The 13679-nt window shown below is 40.2% G+C and carries 14 protein-coding genes; 4 read left to right on the top strand and 10 right to left on the bottom strand.

Features of this window, described 5'->3' with window-relative positions:
- The first annotated feature begins 62 nt into the window (after positions 1-62).
- The 3 genes from hsrA to CORI_RS08495 are packed head-to-tail and all read left to right on the top strand — an operon-like array spanning position 63 to position 3528.
- Complete coding sequence (gene hsrA / locus CORI_RS08505) at positions 63-734, top strand: homeostatic response regulator transcription factor HsrA (protein WP_169942216.1); 672 nt, start codon at positions 63-65, stop codon at positions 732-734.
- Positions 735-772: 38 nt separating this feature from the next.
- On the top strand, positions 773-2050 hold the full coding sequence (locus tag CORI_RS08500; protein WP_173031618.1) for a sensor histidine kinase KdpD: 1278 nt from the start codon (positions 773-775) through the stop codon (positions 2048-2050).
- Positions 2051-2079: 29 nt separating this feature from the next.
- Positions 2080-3528, top strand: coding sequence for a Ppx/GppA phosphatase family protein (locus tag CORI_RS08495; RefSeq protein ID WP_173031617.1), 1449 nt, complete (start codon positions 2080-2082; stop codon positions 3526-3528).
- 151 nt (positions 3529-3679) lie between these two features.
- On the opposite strand, the gene CORI_RS08490 is transcribed toward CORI_RS08495, so the two are convergent.
- The 9 genes from CORI_RS08490 to CORI_RS08450 form a co-directional block, all read right to left on the bottom strand.
- Positions 3680-4525 carry an excinuclease ABC subunit A gene (locus CORI_RS08490; RefSeq protein ID WP_173031616.1) on the bottom strand — a complete coding sequence of 282 codons (846 nt, stop codon included), beginning with the start codon at positions 4523-4525 and terminating at the stop codon, positions 3680-3682.
- On the bottom strand, positions 4522-4836 hold the full coding sequence (gene fliN / locus CORI_RS08485; RefSeq protein ID WP_173031615.1) for a flagellar motor switch protein FliN: 315 nt from the start codon (positions 4834-4836) through the stop codon (positions 4522-4524). The genes CORI_RS08490 and fliN overlap by 4 nt, the downstream gene beginning before the upstream one ends.
- Positions 4833-5252, bottom strand: coding sequence for a chemotaxis protein CheX (locus CORI_RS08480; protein WP_173031614.1), 420 nt, complete (start codon positions 5250-5252; stop codon positions 4833-4835). Before CORI_RS08480 ends, fliN begins: the two co-directional genes overlap by 4 nt.
- Positions 5253-5315: 63 nt before the next feature.
- Complete coding sequence (gene trpA / locus CORI_RS08475; protein ID WP_173031613.1) at positions 5316-6065, bottom strand: tryptophan synthase subunit alpha; 750 nt, start codon at positions 6063-6065, stop codon at positions 5316-5318.
- Positions 6058-7239: a tryptophan synthase subunit beta gene (gene trpB, locus CORI_RS08470; protein WP_172129296.1), complete on the bottom strand. Its 1182-nt coding sequence runs from the start codon at positions 7237-7239 to the stop codon at positions 6058-6060. Before trpB ends, trpA begins: the two co-directional genes overlap by 8 nt.
- Positions 7229-7882, bottom strand: a complete 654-nt coding sequence (locus tag CORI_RS08465; protein ID WP_173031612.1) for a phosphoribosylanthranilate isomerase — start codon at positions 7880-7882, stop codon at positions 7229-7231. The genes trpB and CORI_RS08465 overlap by 11 nt, the downstream gene beginning before the upstream one ends.
- A complete protein-coding gene (gene trpD, locus CORI_RS08460; protein ID WP_173031611.1) occupies positions 7879-9483 on the bottom strand; it encodes an anthranilate phosphoribosyltransferase in 1605 nt (534 codons plus the stop codon). The genes CORI_RS08465 and trpD overlap by 4 nt, the downstream gene beginning before the upstream one ends.
- Complete coding sequence (locus CORI_RS08455; RefSeq protein ID WP_173031610.1) at positions 9480-10748, bottom strand: anthranilate synthase component I family protein; 1269 nt, start codon at positions 10746-10748, stop codon at positions 9480-9482. The genes trpD and CORI_RS08455 overlap by 4 nt, the downstream gene beginning before the upstream one ends.
- Positions 10749-10893: 145 nt before the next feature.
- Positions 10894-11331 carry a DUF302 domain-containing protein gene (locus tag CORI_RS08450; RefSeq protein WP_173031609.1) on the bottom strand — a complete coding sequence of 146 codons (438 nt, stop codon included), beginning with the start codon at positions 11329-11331 and terminating at the stop codon, positions 10894-10896.
- A 60-nt stretch (positions 11332-11391) separates the two neighbouring features.
- Between CORI_RS08450 and CORI_RS08445 the strand changes: the two genes are divergently transcribed.
- Complete coding sequence (locus CORI_RS08445; protein WP_254064914.1) at positions 11392-12156, top strand: sulfite exporter TauE/SafE family protein; 765 nt, start codon at positions 11392-11394, stop codon at positions 12154-12156.
- Between the two features lie 6 nt (positions 12157-12162).
- Here CORI_RS08445 and CORI_RS08440 read toward each other — a convergent pair whose 3' ends face one another.
- Complete coding sequence (locus tag CORI_RS08440; protein WP_173031608.1) at positions 12163-13677, bottom strand: disulfide bond formation protein B; 1515 nt, start codon at positions 13675-13677, stop codon at positions 12163-12165.
- Positions 13678-13679 lie beyond the last annotated feature (2 nt).

The following is a 13679-nucleotide window of genomic DNA, read 5'->3' as shown; positions in this document are numbered from 1 at the left end:
CTTGAAATCTCGCTTAATTTATGCTACAATCTACAAAATTTACACCCCCAAGGATTAATAAAATGAGAATCTTAATAGTAGAAGATGAAGTAACGTTAAATAAAACGATTGCTGAAGGTTTGCAGGAATTTGGCTATCAGACGGATAGCTCTGAGAATTTTAAAGACGCTGAGTATTATATCGGAATTAGAAATTATGACTTAGTGCTTACCGATTGGATGCTTCCTGACGGCGACGGCGTAGATCTAATCAGTATCATAAAGAGCAAATCGCCTCGCACGGCTGTAGTTGTGCTTTCTGCAAAAGATGACAAAGAGAGCGAAGTTAAGGCATTTAGAGTAGGCGCTGATGACTATATCAAAAAGCCGTTTGACTTTGACGTGCTTGTGGCAAGAATCGAAGCAAGACTTAGATTTGGCGGAACCAATGTAATCAAGATTGATGATCTTATAATTGATCCGGATGAGGAGAAAATCACATATCTTGGTCAAGATATCGAGCTAAAAGGCAAGCCGTTTGAGGTTTTAACTCACCTTGCTCGCCACTCCGATCAAATCGTATCTAAAGAGCAGCTATTAGACGCTATCTGGGAAGAGCCTGAGCTAGTTACTCCAAACGTAATCGAAGTTGCCATCAACCAAATTCGCCAAAAAATGGATAAGCCGCTAAATATCTCCACGATAGAAACCGTTAGAAGACGCGGATATCGATTTTGCTTTCCAAAAAAAGCTTAAGAACTAGATTTATACTGCAATTAGCATCGGCTTCAACGATGCTAATTCTTATCATTTCAGTGATGCTTTATCACTATATAAAAGTAACGATATATGAAAGCATCTCACAATCTTTGATGTATGAAGCCAAACTTATCTCCACAAGCTCAAATTTAGCTAAGATGAGAGAAGGCTTTGAGTACATGACACTAAACGACAACTCAACTCAAATAAAAATCATAAACGAAGAGCTCAAGGCTAAAAATCCCTACTTCGTAAATGAAAAAATAGGCAAAAAAACCTATCTTAAGCTTTATTATCCATACGTTGAAAATACACATATAACGCTTACTAAAGAGACAACTCAGCAAAGCAAATTGATAGATCAAATTTTGATTGATATTTTAATAGTAAATGCTACCTCTATCTTGCTGGTGCTTTTTTACGCCCTGTTTTTATCCAGAATGCTTTTAGTACCTATTAAAATTTTAAGCTTTAAACTAAGCCAACTTAACGAGCGGTTTTTAAAAGAAGTTAGTCTAGATGAAATTCCCTCCGAATTTGAGCCGCTTGGCAAGAGTATAAACCGACTAATAGAGCGAATCCAAACTTTCGTAATGTATCAAAAAGAGCTTTTTATAGGGGTTGCACACGAGCTTAAAACTCCGCTTGCGGTTATGAAAACCAAAAACGAAGTTACGCTTATTAAGCCAAGGGAGCCTGAGCGCTACATAGAAGCGCTTAAAAACAATAACGAATCGATAAATTCGATGAACAAGATGATAGGTTCTATCCTTGAGATAGGTCGTCAAGAGGGTGCGCAATTTGAAGAGGCAACAAACATTGATATCATCGAGTTTTTAAACGAAATGGCGAATAATTTTAAAATTTTAGCTCGTGGCGATGATAAAGACGTGGCTACCGATCTTTCTCCCGCCTCGCTTCATATGACGCTTCAGCCTACGCTACTAATTCACGTTGTGCAAAATTTTGTCCAGAATGCTATTAAATTTTCACCGCCAAAATCAACCATAACCCTTGTCTCAAAGCTTAAAGAGAGCGAGTTTGTGATTGAAGTTATTGATGAGGGTATAGGCATTGACGAAAGTAAGGATCTTTTTGCTCCATTTAAACGATTTGGTGACAAGGGCGGAGCAGGGCTTGGACTATTTTTAGCCAAAGGTGCGGCTCAAGCGCTTGGTGGAAGCGTTAGTATCAAAAACCGAAAAGATGGCATTAGTGGAGCTGTTTCTACTCTTATTTTACCGATCGGAAAAAATATAAAGAATAAATTTAAAAAGATAGCAAAAAATGAAAAATCAAAAGATAAAATTTAGCCTAAATTTAACTCAAAAAAGGGCGAACAATGGCTAAGAGAACCGCCGTTATAGACCTTGGATCAAACTCTATGAGAATGGCTATATTTGAAAAGACTTCAAGGTACGCTTTTTATATACCGGGCGAATTTAAGATGAAAGTAAGGCTTGGAGAGGGTGCTTATGAAGACGGTGGAGCGATAAGCGAAAAATCGATGAAAAAGGCTCTTGACGCACTTGGCGAGTTTAAAAATATCGCCAAGAGCTATAAGTGTCATAAAGTCTTTTGCATGGGCACTTCAGCCCTTAGAGACGCACCTAACGCAAATGAGTTTATAAAGCTGGTAAAGCGAAATTTGGGGCTAAATTTAAAGGTGGTAAAGGGTGTTGATGAGGCGAATTTCGGAGCGATAGCGGCTTTGAATTTGCTTGAGCCGCTTGATGAGTTTGTTACTATCGATATCGGTGGTGGCTCAACCGAGCTTGCGCTGGTAAAAGACGGAAAGATACTTGAAAGCATCTCTCTTGATGTGGGCACAGTTAGGCTTAAAGAGCTGTTTTTCGATAAGAAAAATCTAAAAGGGCTTGATGGCTTCATGAAAGATGTTTTAAAGCAACTTCCGCAAAGCTTTAAGTCTAAAAACGTCGTAGCCATAGGCGGAAGCCTCAGAGCCATATCAAACTGCATAATGCAGATGCAAAACTACGCGCTAAAAAGCGTGCATAACTTTAGTTACAAATTTAGCGACTACAAGGGCTTTATCAAGGATTTAACCGAAGCTAGCGTGCTTGATCTGGCTAAATTTTACGTCAAAAAGGATCGTTTTGATACGATTAGAGAGGGTGCGTTTATATTTTTAAGTATCGTTTCGCGTCTTGACTGCGAGCGCGTTTATACTAGCGGAGCCGGACTTAGAGAAGGCGTTTATCTAAGCGATCTTTTACGTCCAAGCAAGAAATTTCCGCCGAATTTCAACCCAAGCGTAAAAAGCTTGCAGGATCGATTTTTAGACACTTCAGATAAGGCTGTAGTAAAATATGCAAAAGATATATTTGAAGCGCTAAAGCCTCTGCACGGGATTGATGATAAATTTGCGCGAGAACTTGAAGTGGCGGCTAAACTTTATAATATAGGCGGATGTCTTGGGTTTTACGGAGAGCATATAAACTCGTCAAATTTCGTTATAAATGCTCTAAACTACGGATTTTCACACGAGCAAAAGAGTCTTATAGCTACTATTATCGGTATGAACGGCAAGAAAAATTTAGGCGAATTTGAAAAATTTAAGAGCCTGCTTCCTAGCGAAGATACTGTTAGATGGCTGAGTTTTATGCTAAATTTGGCTAAAAATTTAGATATCAACTGCACGCATAAAAAGCTTAAATTTGAGTTTGTAAATCATACTTTGCAAATTAGCGGCGCAAAAGAAAATTTTATGGCGAAAGAGAGCTTAAAAAAGATCGCAAAACCTGCTACCTTTGCGCTGATTTTTGTTTAAGATTTTTAAGTCATTTAAAGCGTTTTTTTAATTTTCTTTTTCGGATTAGTGGCGCAAAGTTTTCTTTTTGTGATTAAGTTGGTTTTTGTGAGTTATTGAGATTGCAAAAAATCGCTTTTAATTTTGTAAATTTCTAAATCACTCATCAGACCTAATCCTTGCTAGCCTTATCCTTATAAGCACTTAGCGAGTTTTGGCGCTCTTCTAAAAACTGCCCGAGTTTTCGTTTGTTCTCTTCAAAAAACGCTTCAAAATCATCTTCATTTTCTATTCTGTCCTCGCCGAATTTATCAAGCAGGACATTGGAATTTCCTACAAGCACGAGATATTTTTTATTCATATGACTTAAAAGCATTACTTTGTTAAACCTATCAAGCGGCTTTTCGTAAAGCACCTCAACGCCGCCGTTTTTATTTTTGCTAAAGAGATTTGCAAATTTCGGCGTTTTTGCATAGGGCATGCCGCCTTTTGCCTTGATGGCTCTTTTGATGATAAAAAGAGTTATAAGAAGCGCAAAGAGTACGCCGATCACCATATAATACCTTGCTCCGACCAAGCTCTCTTCGCTTTGAGACGGGATAGAGCTTGGAGCATTTATCTGAACGCTACTTAGTCTGTTTTCATTTTCGGCTGAGCCTAAAGCCGTTTGGGTTACTCTTACTCTAAGTCCAAATCCATCAGTTGTCTTTGATGCTGTAACTGCGACGTTTGAGCTGCTTTTTAGGCTCAAGACCACGCTATTTTGTTTTGGCTCTATGTAAATTTCTTGCAAAATTTTAGAATTTATATTTTTATCGACTACCTGATCGAAATTTAGCGCATTAAATATCAGCATAGTCATATCGTTTTCGTGTTTTTGAAAGATATTTCCCTCATAAGGCGCGTCAAAGCTAAGCATGATATCTACTCTATCGCTTCTTTCGTAGATGTTGTAAGTGAGTAAATTTGATGCAAATAAAGAGATAGCTAAGGCAAAAATCGCGCTTAAAATTCTCATAACTGCTCTCTTTTGAAATACTGAATTACCGATTTGGAGTCAAGAATTTCATTGATACGGATGGCTAAATTTTTCTCATATACCATTACTTCGCCTTTTCCGAAAATTCTATTGTTGATAAAAAGCTCAACACTCTCTCCCGCAGGCTTTTCAAGATCGATTACCGAGCCGTTTTCAAGCTTAAGCAGCTCACGCACGCTAATAGTCGTCGTTCCAAGCTCGGATATAAAATCTACACTGATATCCATAAGCTCGTCATAGCTTTTAAAAAGTCCGCCGGTATCGGCTATTTGCTCAATATCTGCACTCATGCTTTTTTATACCCTATCTGAAAAGTTCTGTTTTTTATCTTATAAATTCTCTTATCTTCAAGTTTGATTTTAAAATTTTCTATGCGCCCCAAATACTCAGGTGTTCCAAGTTTATAAGCGCCGTTTTCCTTCTCGTTTAGCAAATTTTTAGAGTATCCTACGATCAAATTTGCAACCTCTTTGCAAAGATCGCTTAGATCGTCTTCATTAAGCTTATCGCTACCTAATAAAATTTTTGCAAAGTGATTTAAAGTATCTTTTTTAAAATAAAGATAAAAATGAAACTCGTTTTTGCCCTTATAAATCGGTAGCGCCGAACCGTAAAATTCACCTTTTGTGGTGCTTGCCGAATTTACTTCGTAGCCCAAAATTTCATTACAAAGATGCTTTACGCCAAGCTCAACAACCTCCAACATCTACTATCCTTAAAGTGCTAAATAGTGCTAATTATACTTAAAATTTATGGAATTTAGCCTAAATCAAAAAAGCTTTTCTATCTCGCGCATAAGCTCTTCGCCCTTAAATTTAGCCGTTAGCTTGACGATTTCAGTGCCGATTATCGCTCCGTCTGCAAAGCTTTTCACTTCGCTAACGTCAGAGCTGTTTTTCACGCCAAAGCCTACGGCTACGGGCAAATTGCTCTTTTGCTTTAAATCCGAGACCAAATTTTTAAGCCTATCTATGCTAGCTCGCTGCGATCCGCTTACTCCTACCGCACCAAGAGCGTAGATAAATCCTGAGCCAATGCTTAAAATTTTATCCGTTCTGTGAGCCGAGGTAACGCTTATTAATGGCACCAGATCAAGCCCGAATTTAGAGCATAGCCCGCTTACCTCTTCGCTCTCTTCAAACGGCAGATCGGGTATGATAAATCCGCTTATGCCGACATCGCTTGAGCGCGCGATGAATTTTTCCACTCCGTAAGCGAAGATGAGATTGTAATAAACCAAAAAGACAAGCGGCTTATTTACGCTTTGCCTGCACTCTTCAAGAAGGCTAAAAATTCTCTCGGTATTTACGCCGTTTGTTACCGCTTCAAAGCTTGCTTCGGCTATAAGCTTGCCGTCTGCTAGCGGGTCTGAGTAAGGAATTCCAAGCTCAAGCAGATCAAGCGAGCTAGCGTCTAAATTTAGTAAAAATTCGCGCGTGTGCTCAATGCTCGGATAGCCCGCTACTATGTAGCCGATGTTTGCTTTTTTGCCCTCAAAGGCTTTGGATATCTTAGCCATAAATTTTTCCTTTCTCATAGCTCATTACCGTGTTCATATCTTTATCGCCTCTGCCCGATACGTTTACTACGATAACGCTTTTTTTATCTAAATTCGGACATAGTTTTTCTAAATACGCAAGCGCATGCGAGCTTTCTATCGCAGGGATTATGCCTTCAAGGCGGCTTGTAAGACGAAGCGCGTTTATGCACTCATCATCGCTTACGGCTTGATACTTTACGCGCTTTATATCGTGCAGGTGCGCATGCTCAGGACCCACTCCAGGATAGTCAAGACCCGCCGAGATACTATGCACGGGCGCTATCATGCCGAAGTCATCTTGCAATACGATAGTCTTCATGCCGTGTATGATGCCTTCGCGCCCTTTTGTAAGTGTGGCTGCGTGATATGGAGTATCCGCTCCAAGACCGGCTGCTTCTATGCCCACTAAATTTACGCTAATATCTTCTAAAAATCCGCTAAAAATTCCTATCGCATTGCTTCCGCCACCTACGCAAGCTATGATGTAATCGGCCTTTACTCCGTATTCTTTTAGCTGCTCTTTTGTCTCGCTACCGATGACGCTTTGAAGCTCTCGCACGATTTTTGGGTATGGATGAGGACCCACGGCAGAGCCTATGACGTAAAAGCTGCTTTCTATCTCATTTACCCATGCTTGAATCGCTGCTGTTGTAGCCTCTTTAAGCGTTTTTAAGCCGTCGTGAATGCTTACAACTTTTGCGCCGAGCAGATCCATTCTAAAGGCATTTAGTTGCTGGCGCGCCACATCGGTTGCACCCATATACACATCGCACTCTAGCCCAAGCAGTGCCGCAGCAGTCGCAGTCGCCACTCCGTGCTGCCCCGCTCCCGTTTCGGCTAAGAGCTTTTTTTTGCCCATTTTTTTAGCTAATAGGGCTTGACCGAGGGCGTTATTTATCTTGTGAGCGCCGGTGTGGTTTAGATCTTCGCGTTTTAGATAAATTTCATGCCCGTAATGCTCGCTTAGTCGCTTTGCGTGATAAAGCGGGCTAGGGCGACCGACATAGTGCTTTAGTAGATCGTTAAGCTCGTCTTTAAATTCCTGCGTACCGGCTATCTTTTCGTAAGCCTCTTCAAGCTCTTCAAGCGCGAACATAACCGTTTCAGGCACGAACTGCCCGCCAAATTTGCCAAAATATGCTTTAGTGTTCATTGCCTTCTTCCTTATTTACGATGTCTAAAATTTCTTTTATCTTGCTTGGAATTTTTATCATATTTTCATCTTCGACTCGTGAGTTTATATCCAAAATTTTAGGTTTAAATTTAAGCGCTTCAAACGCGTTTGTTTCGTCTATACCGCCTGCTAATGCGAAACTAAAAGGCTTTAAATCTTTTAAAATTTTCCAGTCAAAGCTCACTCCGTTTCCGCCTAAATTTTCGCCTTTATAATCATAAAGCACCAAATCATGTGGTTCGTTTGTGGCGATAAGTTCGTCTTTTACGCTTAAAACTTTCCAAACACTTACGCCAAGATCCTTTAAATTCGCATATAAATTTTCGCTTATATCTCCGTAAATTTGAGCCACGTCAAGTCTTGCAAATTCGCAAATTTCCATTATCTCACAACTGCTTTGCTCGCCTCTTGACGTTAAAGAGCACTCGCTTGCACCGACAAATACCCCTACGCATTTTGCACCGAATTTATGAGCTAAATTCGCTATTTGCCTAGCGGTTTTGATATCTACTTGCCTTGGGCTTTTTGCAAGGATTACGCCGATAAATTTTACTCCGAGTTCAAGCACGTTTTTGGCTTCAGTTTCGCTTTTGATACCGCAAATTTTAAGCTCTGTTTTCATGATTTTACCCCGATATAATCTTTAAAATACTCATAAACTTGCCCGCTATCAATCGCCTTGACTATAACGTCCTTTGCGTCCATCGGGTTTGCGACAAAATTTGCCGTATAAAGCGCAAACATCGCGTTTAGCACGACTATGTCAAATTTGGCTCCTCTTTCTTCGCCTTTTAAAATTTTAACCAAAGTTTGTGCGTTTTCTTCGGGAGTCCCACCCTCTATCTCGCTATGAAATGCTCGCTTAAAGCCAAACTGCTCCGGAGTTACGGAGTATTCGTAAATTTCGCCGTTTTTAAGCTCGATTATCTTTGTCTCATCGCATAAACTTATTTCATCAAGCCCGTCCTCGCCGCGCACCACCAGTGCATGCTCGCGCCCAAGTAGCTTTAAAGTCTGCGCATAAAGCTTTAAAACAGGCTTGTGATATACGCCTACAAGTTGGTTCTTAAGGCTTAAATTTGGATTTAGCATAGGCCCAAGTACGTTAAACACCGTCCTTATGCCAAGGCGTGCTCGCACTTCTTTGACCTCGGCAACTAGCGGATGAAAAAACGGCGCATGGAAAAAGGCTAAATTTTTCTCATCAAGCAGCTCTCTTAGCGTGCTTAGTGAATTTGACATGGTTAAATTTATGCCTTCAAGCACATCCGAGCTGCCAGATCTGCTTGAAATCGCCTTATTGCCGTGCTTTGCGACTTTAACGCCAAGGCTTGCAAGGATAAACGACACCGCAGTTGAGATATTTATCGTCTTAAGCCCGTCACCGCCAGTTCCGCACAGATCTATCATAGGCGAAGCGTCGCGGTAGGTTTGGGAGTATTTTAAGATGTTTTTAACGAGGCTTGCAAGACTCTTTGGATAAAGACTCTTTTCGCTAATTAGCACTAAAAGCGCTGCAAGCTGCGTTATCTCGTAATCCTTTGAAGCTATCAGCGCGCAAATTTGCTCAAAATCCCTATCGTCAAGCCCGACGTTATCTTGAAGCTTGATTAAAAACCTCTTGAAATTTGCAGGTTCGCTCTCTTGTATTTTGGCTTCGCTTTTAAAGTTTAGAAAATTTTCGATTATTTTTTTGCCGTATTGCGTGAAGTAGCTTTCAGGGTGAAACTGTATGCCAAAAACCGGGCGATTAACTTCGCGAAGCGCCATTATTACCCCATCATCGCTGATCGCAAGCGGTTTTAAATTTGACGGCAATTCATCAACATAAAGCGAGTGGTAGCGCATAACCTCAAATTTGGCCGGCAATCCTTCAAAAAGCGGGCTTTCTTCAAGCACATCGATAAATGAAGTCTTGCCGTGAAACGGCTTTTTAAGACGCTTTATGACTGCACCGCCGACTAGTCCGATCGCCTGATGTCCAAGGCAAATTCCCAAAATAGGCAAGTTTAGATCGCTTTTTAAAATTTCAAGACAAATTCCGCTATCTTTTGGATGTTTGGGTCCGGGGCTCAGCACGATCTTACTTGGATTTAGCTTGCGAATTTCTTCAAGCGTGATCTTGTCGTTTCTTACGCTTATGACCTCTTCGTCGGTTAGCTCTTTGATGTATTGCTCGACGTTAAAGACGAAGCTGTCGTAGTTGTCTATCAGAAGTATCATTTATGAGTTTCCCTTGCGTTATTTTTAAATACATTTAGCACCGAGGCGCGTTTTTTGCAAATTTCTTTGTATTCGTTCTCGCCCACGCTGTCTATGACGATGCCTGCACCGGCTTGGATAAACACCTCGCTAACGCCGTTTTTAGGCACAAAAACCGCACTTCGTATGAGGATAGCTTGTTGAGCGTCGCCGTTAAAGTGAAAAAATCCTATCCCGCCTCCGTACGCGTTTCGCTTATAGCTTTCAAGCTCAGATATTATCTCCATGGCGCGAATTTTTGGCGTTCCGCTGAGCGTACCTGCGGGAAATACGCTAGAGACTACTTCAAACGAGCTTATATCGTCGCGTTTCATGCCATAAACATCGCTAGCCATGTGCATAACGCTTTCATAAAAGACCACGTGCATCGGGTTTTTCACACTTACGCTCGAGCTTTTTGCCACGCGTCCGATGTCGTTTCTGGCTAGATCGATTAGCATTTTATGCTCGGCGAGCTCTTTTTCGTCATTTATGAGCTCGTTTTTAAGCCTTTCATCTTCTATGGCGTCCTTGCCTCGCCCTCTTGTACCTGCGATCGGGGCTGCGAAAATTTGAGAGTTTTTTACTTCGCATACCAGCTCCGGGCTTGAGCCTACGATATCACCGTGCGGAGTCGGGAAGTGAAACATATAAGGGCTTGGGTTTGCCGCGCTTAATAACTTATAAAACTCAAGGCTGTCCATGTCGCTTATTAGTTTCATCTGCTCGCTAAGCACGACTTGAAAGATATCGCCGCTGTATAGATACTCTTTTGCTTTTTGAGTCATGCTTAAAAAATGCTCGCGCTCTTTATCTAAATCCGTACAAATTTGATAAAAGCTATCTTTGGCTTTTAAATTTGACTCTTTGATCTCTTTTAAAAAGTCGTAATATCTGCTCTTTTCTCCGTAAAACGAGTAAATTTTGCTTGTCTTGTCAAAATGCAGATAGGCTCTTGCGTTTGCGTATAAGAAATTTGGAAATTCATACTGCGAGCTTTGAAATTCGGGAATTTTTTCAAAATATCTCACGCTTTCATAGCCTAAAACTCCAAAAAGCCCCGCAAACGGCGCGCTATGTTTTTGAGTTAAAAAATAGCTCTTAAGTCCTGCAAAATCAACATCATCGCTACTTATATACTCGCAATCTATCCCGATGATGGCTTGAGCGGTATCTTCTGCTAAAAAGCTGTTTTTAAATTTTTGTCTTATCACTTCGTAATAAATTAAAGGCTCTAGTAAAAGCATATTAAATCCTAAAAAATAAGTGAAATATTATATGCAAAAAGAGCTTTTATATGCATAAAGGGCTAAATTTAGGTCGCTAAAGTAGAGTGCGCTGAGTAAAAAAGATTAAAATTTAAGCGGGATAGACCTCAAAAGAGGTCTAAGATTATTCCGTTAAAGCTTTGTGGAAATTTGCTTGTATTCCGCTTATTTTTTCGACTATGTCGCAGTTTTGAGCGCCGTATCTTTTAGCGATATTTTTGATATCCTCATAAGCTACGGTTGTTTTGTCTCCGTCTTTGTAGATTAAAAATTTCATCGGCAGTTCAAGCGCTATTTGCGGTTCGCACTTCATTAAAAGCGTTCCGACTTTCGGTGCGCCAAATACCACCACGCTGGTTTCAGTCATCTCAAGACCCGCCTCTTTGGCTAGTTTTGAGTGGTTAAATACGTCAAAAAGCATAACTCCTTTTTCTTTAAGAATATTGCTAAATTTAGCTACCGTTTCATCTACGCTTAGACTGTTTGTGCCTTTTATAAGCATACTTTCACCTCCAAATGCCAGCGACGCTATCGCTACTACCGATACGATCAGTTTTTTCACCTGTTCTCCTTTATAAATTTTAGATTTAGATTAAAACGTAATTATACTTTAACAAGCTTAATGCTAAAATTTGCCAAAAGGTTAAAGATGTTTATCGGATATGTTTTTTTGGGCGTTTTAGTCGGTTTTGTTTCGGGATTTTTCGGTATCGGAGGCGGTGCGGTAGTCGTGCCTGCGATGATACTTTTGGGATACGATATCAAATACGCAATCGGTGTTAGCATAATGCAGATGGTTTTTAGCTCCATCTTTGGTTCGTTTGTAAATTTACGCTCCAAGATGCTTGATTTAAAGCCTGCTTTGGTGCTTGGGCTCGGGGGATTTTGCGGTGCGCTTAGCAGCGGATTTATAGTCTCTCACTTTTCGTCTAAATTTCTACTTGGAGCGCTTATTACCGCTCAGATGATAAATTTAACCAAGCTTTTAACTAGCCCGCTTGAGCCAAAAGGAGAGCAAAACAGCTCGCAAATTTTACTGTTTGCCATAGGGCTTATCACGGGAGCGGTTGCTATTAGCGTTGGTATCGGCGGATCGGTTTTTGTTATGCCAGCACTTATCGGCTTTTTAAATTATGATATCAAAAAAGCAGTCAGCACCGGGCTATTTTTCGTAGTGTTTAGCTCAACTGCGGGCTTTATCAGCCTTGCTTCGCATGGGCTGGTTCATTACGATATAGGTGTTACTATCGGAATTGGCTCTTTGTTTGGGGTGTATTTTGGCGTAAAGACATCACACGCCATAGATAAAAAGAAACAAAAATACTGGATGATCGCTCTTATAACGACCATCCTTGTAATTACGATTAGAAAATTTCTAGTCGCTTAAATTTTATTAATTTAGCGTAAACAGCGTGTTTTTACCATCTTGATAGCTTAAGATATTCATCACGCCGTCTTTAAAGAATATGCTTCTTGCATTTTTGATCTCGCTTGGAAAGGCTATGGTTTTTATCACCTCTTCGGCTTTTGGATCGATTACCGCGATAACGTTGTGATTTTTGCTAATCGCGTAGATTAGCCCGTCTTTATAAGTCATTGATGTTACGTAAAGATCGCCAAGGGTTTTGCCATCCTTTAAATTTGCACTCGGTGTAAATTCCCCTGAAAGCGTGCGATCGCTTAGCATAACTTTTGATATAACGAATTTCTTCTGATCTTTGTTGTTCGGAACTGTCGCAAGATATGCGTATTTGCCGTCCGTTGTCATACTTGCGATGTGATGAAATTTGGCTCTTACAGTATCAATTCTTCCGCGTCCTAAGCCTTTGCCTTGACCTTCAAATTTATCGTTTCCTCTTACGAAATCCGCATACTGAAGCGCTTCGTCTGCGTTTGGATTTTTAGCAAATCTTAAAAGAGTTTTGTTTGAGCCCATTAGCATAAACTTATCATCCATAAAAGGTATCACGCCTATGATAGGATCTACTGTTGCCGAGAAGTAAGGATCTATCTCAAAATCGCTCGTAACTTTGAAATTTTCGTCCATAAAGAATACTTCCCATTTTGAACTTGCCACAAATTCACCGCGAATGAAATCAAGCGAATTTATAGGCTTACTAAACTCAAGCTCTTTTTTGGAAGCTATTTGGACATTTTCGTCGATATTAAGAGGCGCATTGTTTGAGTCGTTGTCAAATTTTATGCCAAGCTTTTGGCTAGCAGTAGCAAATGCGTAATCAGGTGCTTTGACGTCTCTTTTTCCTAAAAACGAAATTTTTTCCCAATTGCTATTAAGTCCACTACTGTCCCAAATAATATATTTTGGATTTAAGGTAAATCTGACAGGATCGCCTTGTCCGTAGTATGGAGGTATACCCGTTCCTACAAAGGCTTGAAATACATTTGAGGCGATAATGAAAGTTGCTATTAAAAATGCCCATTGGGTAAGTTTAGTAAATTTTCTTACTTTTTGACTGCTTAATTCATGTTCAAATGAACTAAATTTAGGCGCAAAAAAGAAAATTACACCAAGCAAAAGCACAACTGCCCAAAACACTATTTCGGCCCAAAAATATGTATGTATGCCAAATACTGCTAGTCCAAATCCTTGATCAAGATCTCTGTGGGCATGATTGCCAAAGTGTGCAAGAGATTGCCACAGACCAAATGCAGTCATAATTAAAAGCATAGCCATATATCTTGCTTTTATTCCGTAGCGAACAATAAATAGCGCTATAACGCCTATAAATATCATTGCCTCTCTTTGGCCCCAGCAAAGTACGCAAGGGCTATCTTTAAGTACATAGCCAAAGTACAAATTTGCAATTCCTACAGGAAGCAAAATAATTAAAAAACCCGCAAGGCACATCAACGCATAGAAAAATTTCGTCTTTTTTAACTCATACATGA

Source organism: Campylobacter sp. CCUG 57310 (assembly GCF_013201975.1).
In the GTDB taxonomy this organism is placed as follows: Bacteria; Campylobacterota; Campylobacteria; order Campylobacterales; family Campylobacteraceae; genus Campylobacter_A; species Campylobacter_A canis.
The sequence above is the reverse complement of the archived record's forward strand: the minus strand, read 5'-3'. Positions and strand labels throughout refer to the sequence as shown.

Excerpts from the sequence above, each read along its gene's own strand:
- trpB (WP_172129296.1), bottom strand. The coding sequence starts at position 7,239 with ATGAACACTAAAGCATATTTTGGCAAATTTGGCGGGCAGTTCGTGCCT.
- CORI_RS08445 (WP_254064914.1), top strand. The coding sequence starts at position 11,392 with ATGCTAAAATTTGCCAAAAGGTTAAAGATGTTTATCGGATATGTTTTT.
- CORI_RS08455 (WP_173031610.1), bottom strand. The coding sequence starts at position 10,748 with ATGCTTTTACTAGAGCCTTTAATTTATTACGAAGTGATAAGACAAAAA.
- CORI_RS08500 (WP_173031618.1), top strand. The coding sequence starts at position 773 with ATGCTAATTCTTATCATTTCAGTGATGCTTTATCACTATATAAAAGTA.
- trpA (WP_173031613.1), bottom strand. The coding sequence starts at position 6,065 with ATGGCTAAGATATCCAAAGCCTTTGAGGGCAAAAAAGCAAACATCGGC.
- hsrA (WP_169942216.1), top strand. The coding sequence starts at position 63 with ATGAGAATCTTAATAGTAGAAGATGAAGTAACGTTAAATAAAACGATT.
- trpD (WP_173031611.1), bottom strand. The coding sequence starts at position 9,483 with ATGATACTTCTGATAGACAACTACGACAGCTTCGTCTTTAACGTCGAG.
- CORI_RS08440 (WP_173031608.1), bottom strand. The coding sequence starts at position 13,677 with ATGTATGAGTTAAAAAAGACGAAATTTTTCTATGCGTTGATGTGCCTT.
- fliN (WP_173031615.1), bottom strand. The coding sequence starts at position 4,836 with ATGAGTGCAGATATTGAGCAAATAGCCGATACCGGCGGACTTTTTAAA.
- CORI_RS08480 (WP_173031614.1), bottom strand. The coding sequence starts at position 5,252 with ATGTTGGAGGTTGTTGAGCTTGGCGTAAAGCATCTTTGTAATGAAATT.
- CORI_RS08465 (WP_173031612.1), bottom strand. The coding sequence starts at position 7,882 with ATGAAAACAGAGCTTAAAATTTGCGGTATCAAAAGCGAAACTGAAGCC.
- CORI_RS08490 (WP_173031616.1), bottom strand. The coding sequence starts at position 4,525 with ATGAGAATTTTAAGCGCGATTTTTGCCTTAGCTATCTCTTTATTTGCA.
- CORI_RS08495 (WP_173031617.1), top strand. The coding sequence starts at position 2,080 with ATGGCTAAGAGAACCGCCGTTATAGACCTTGGATCAAACTCTATGAGA.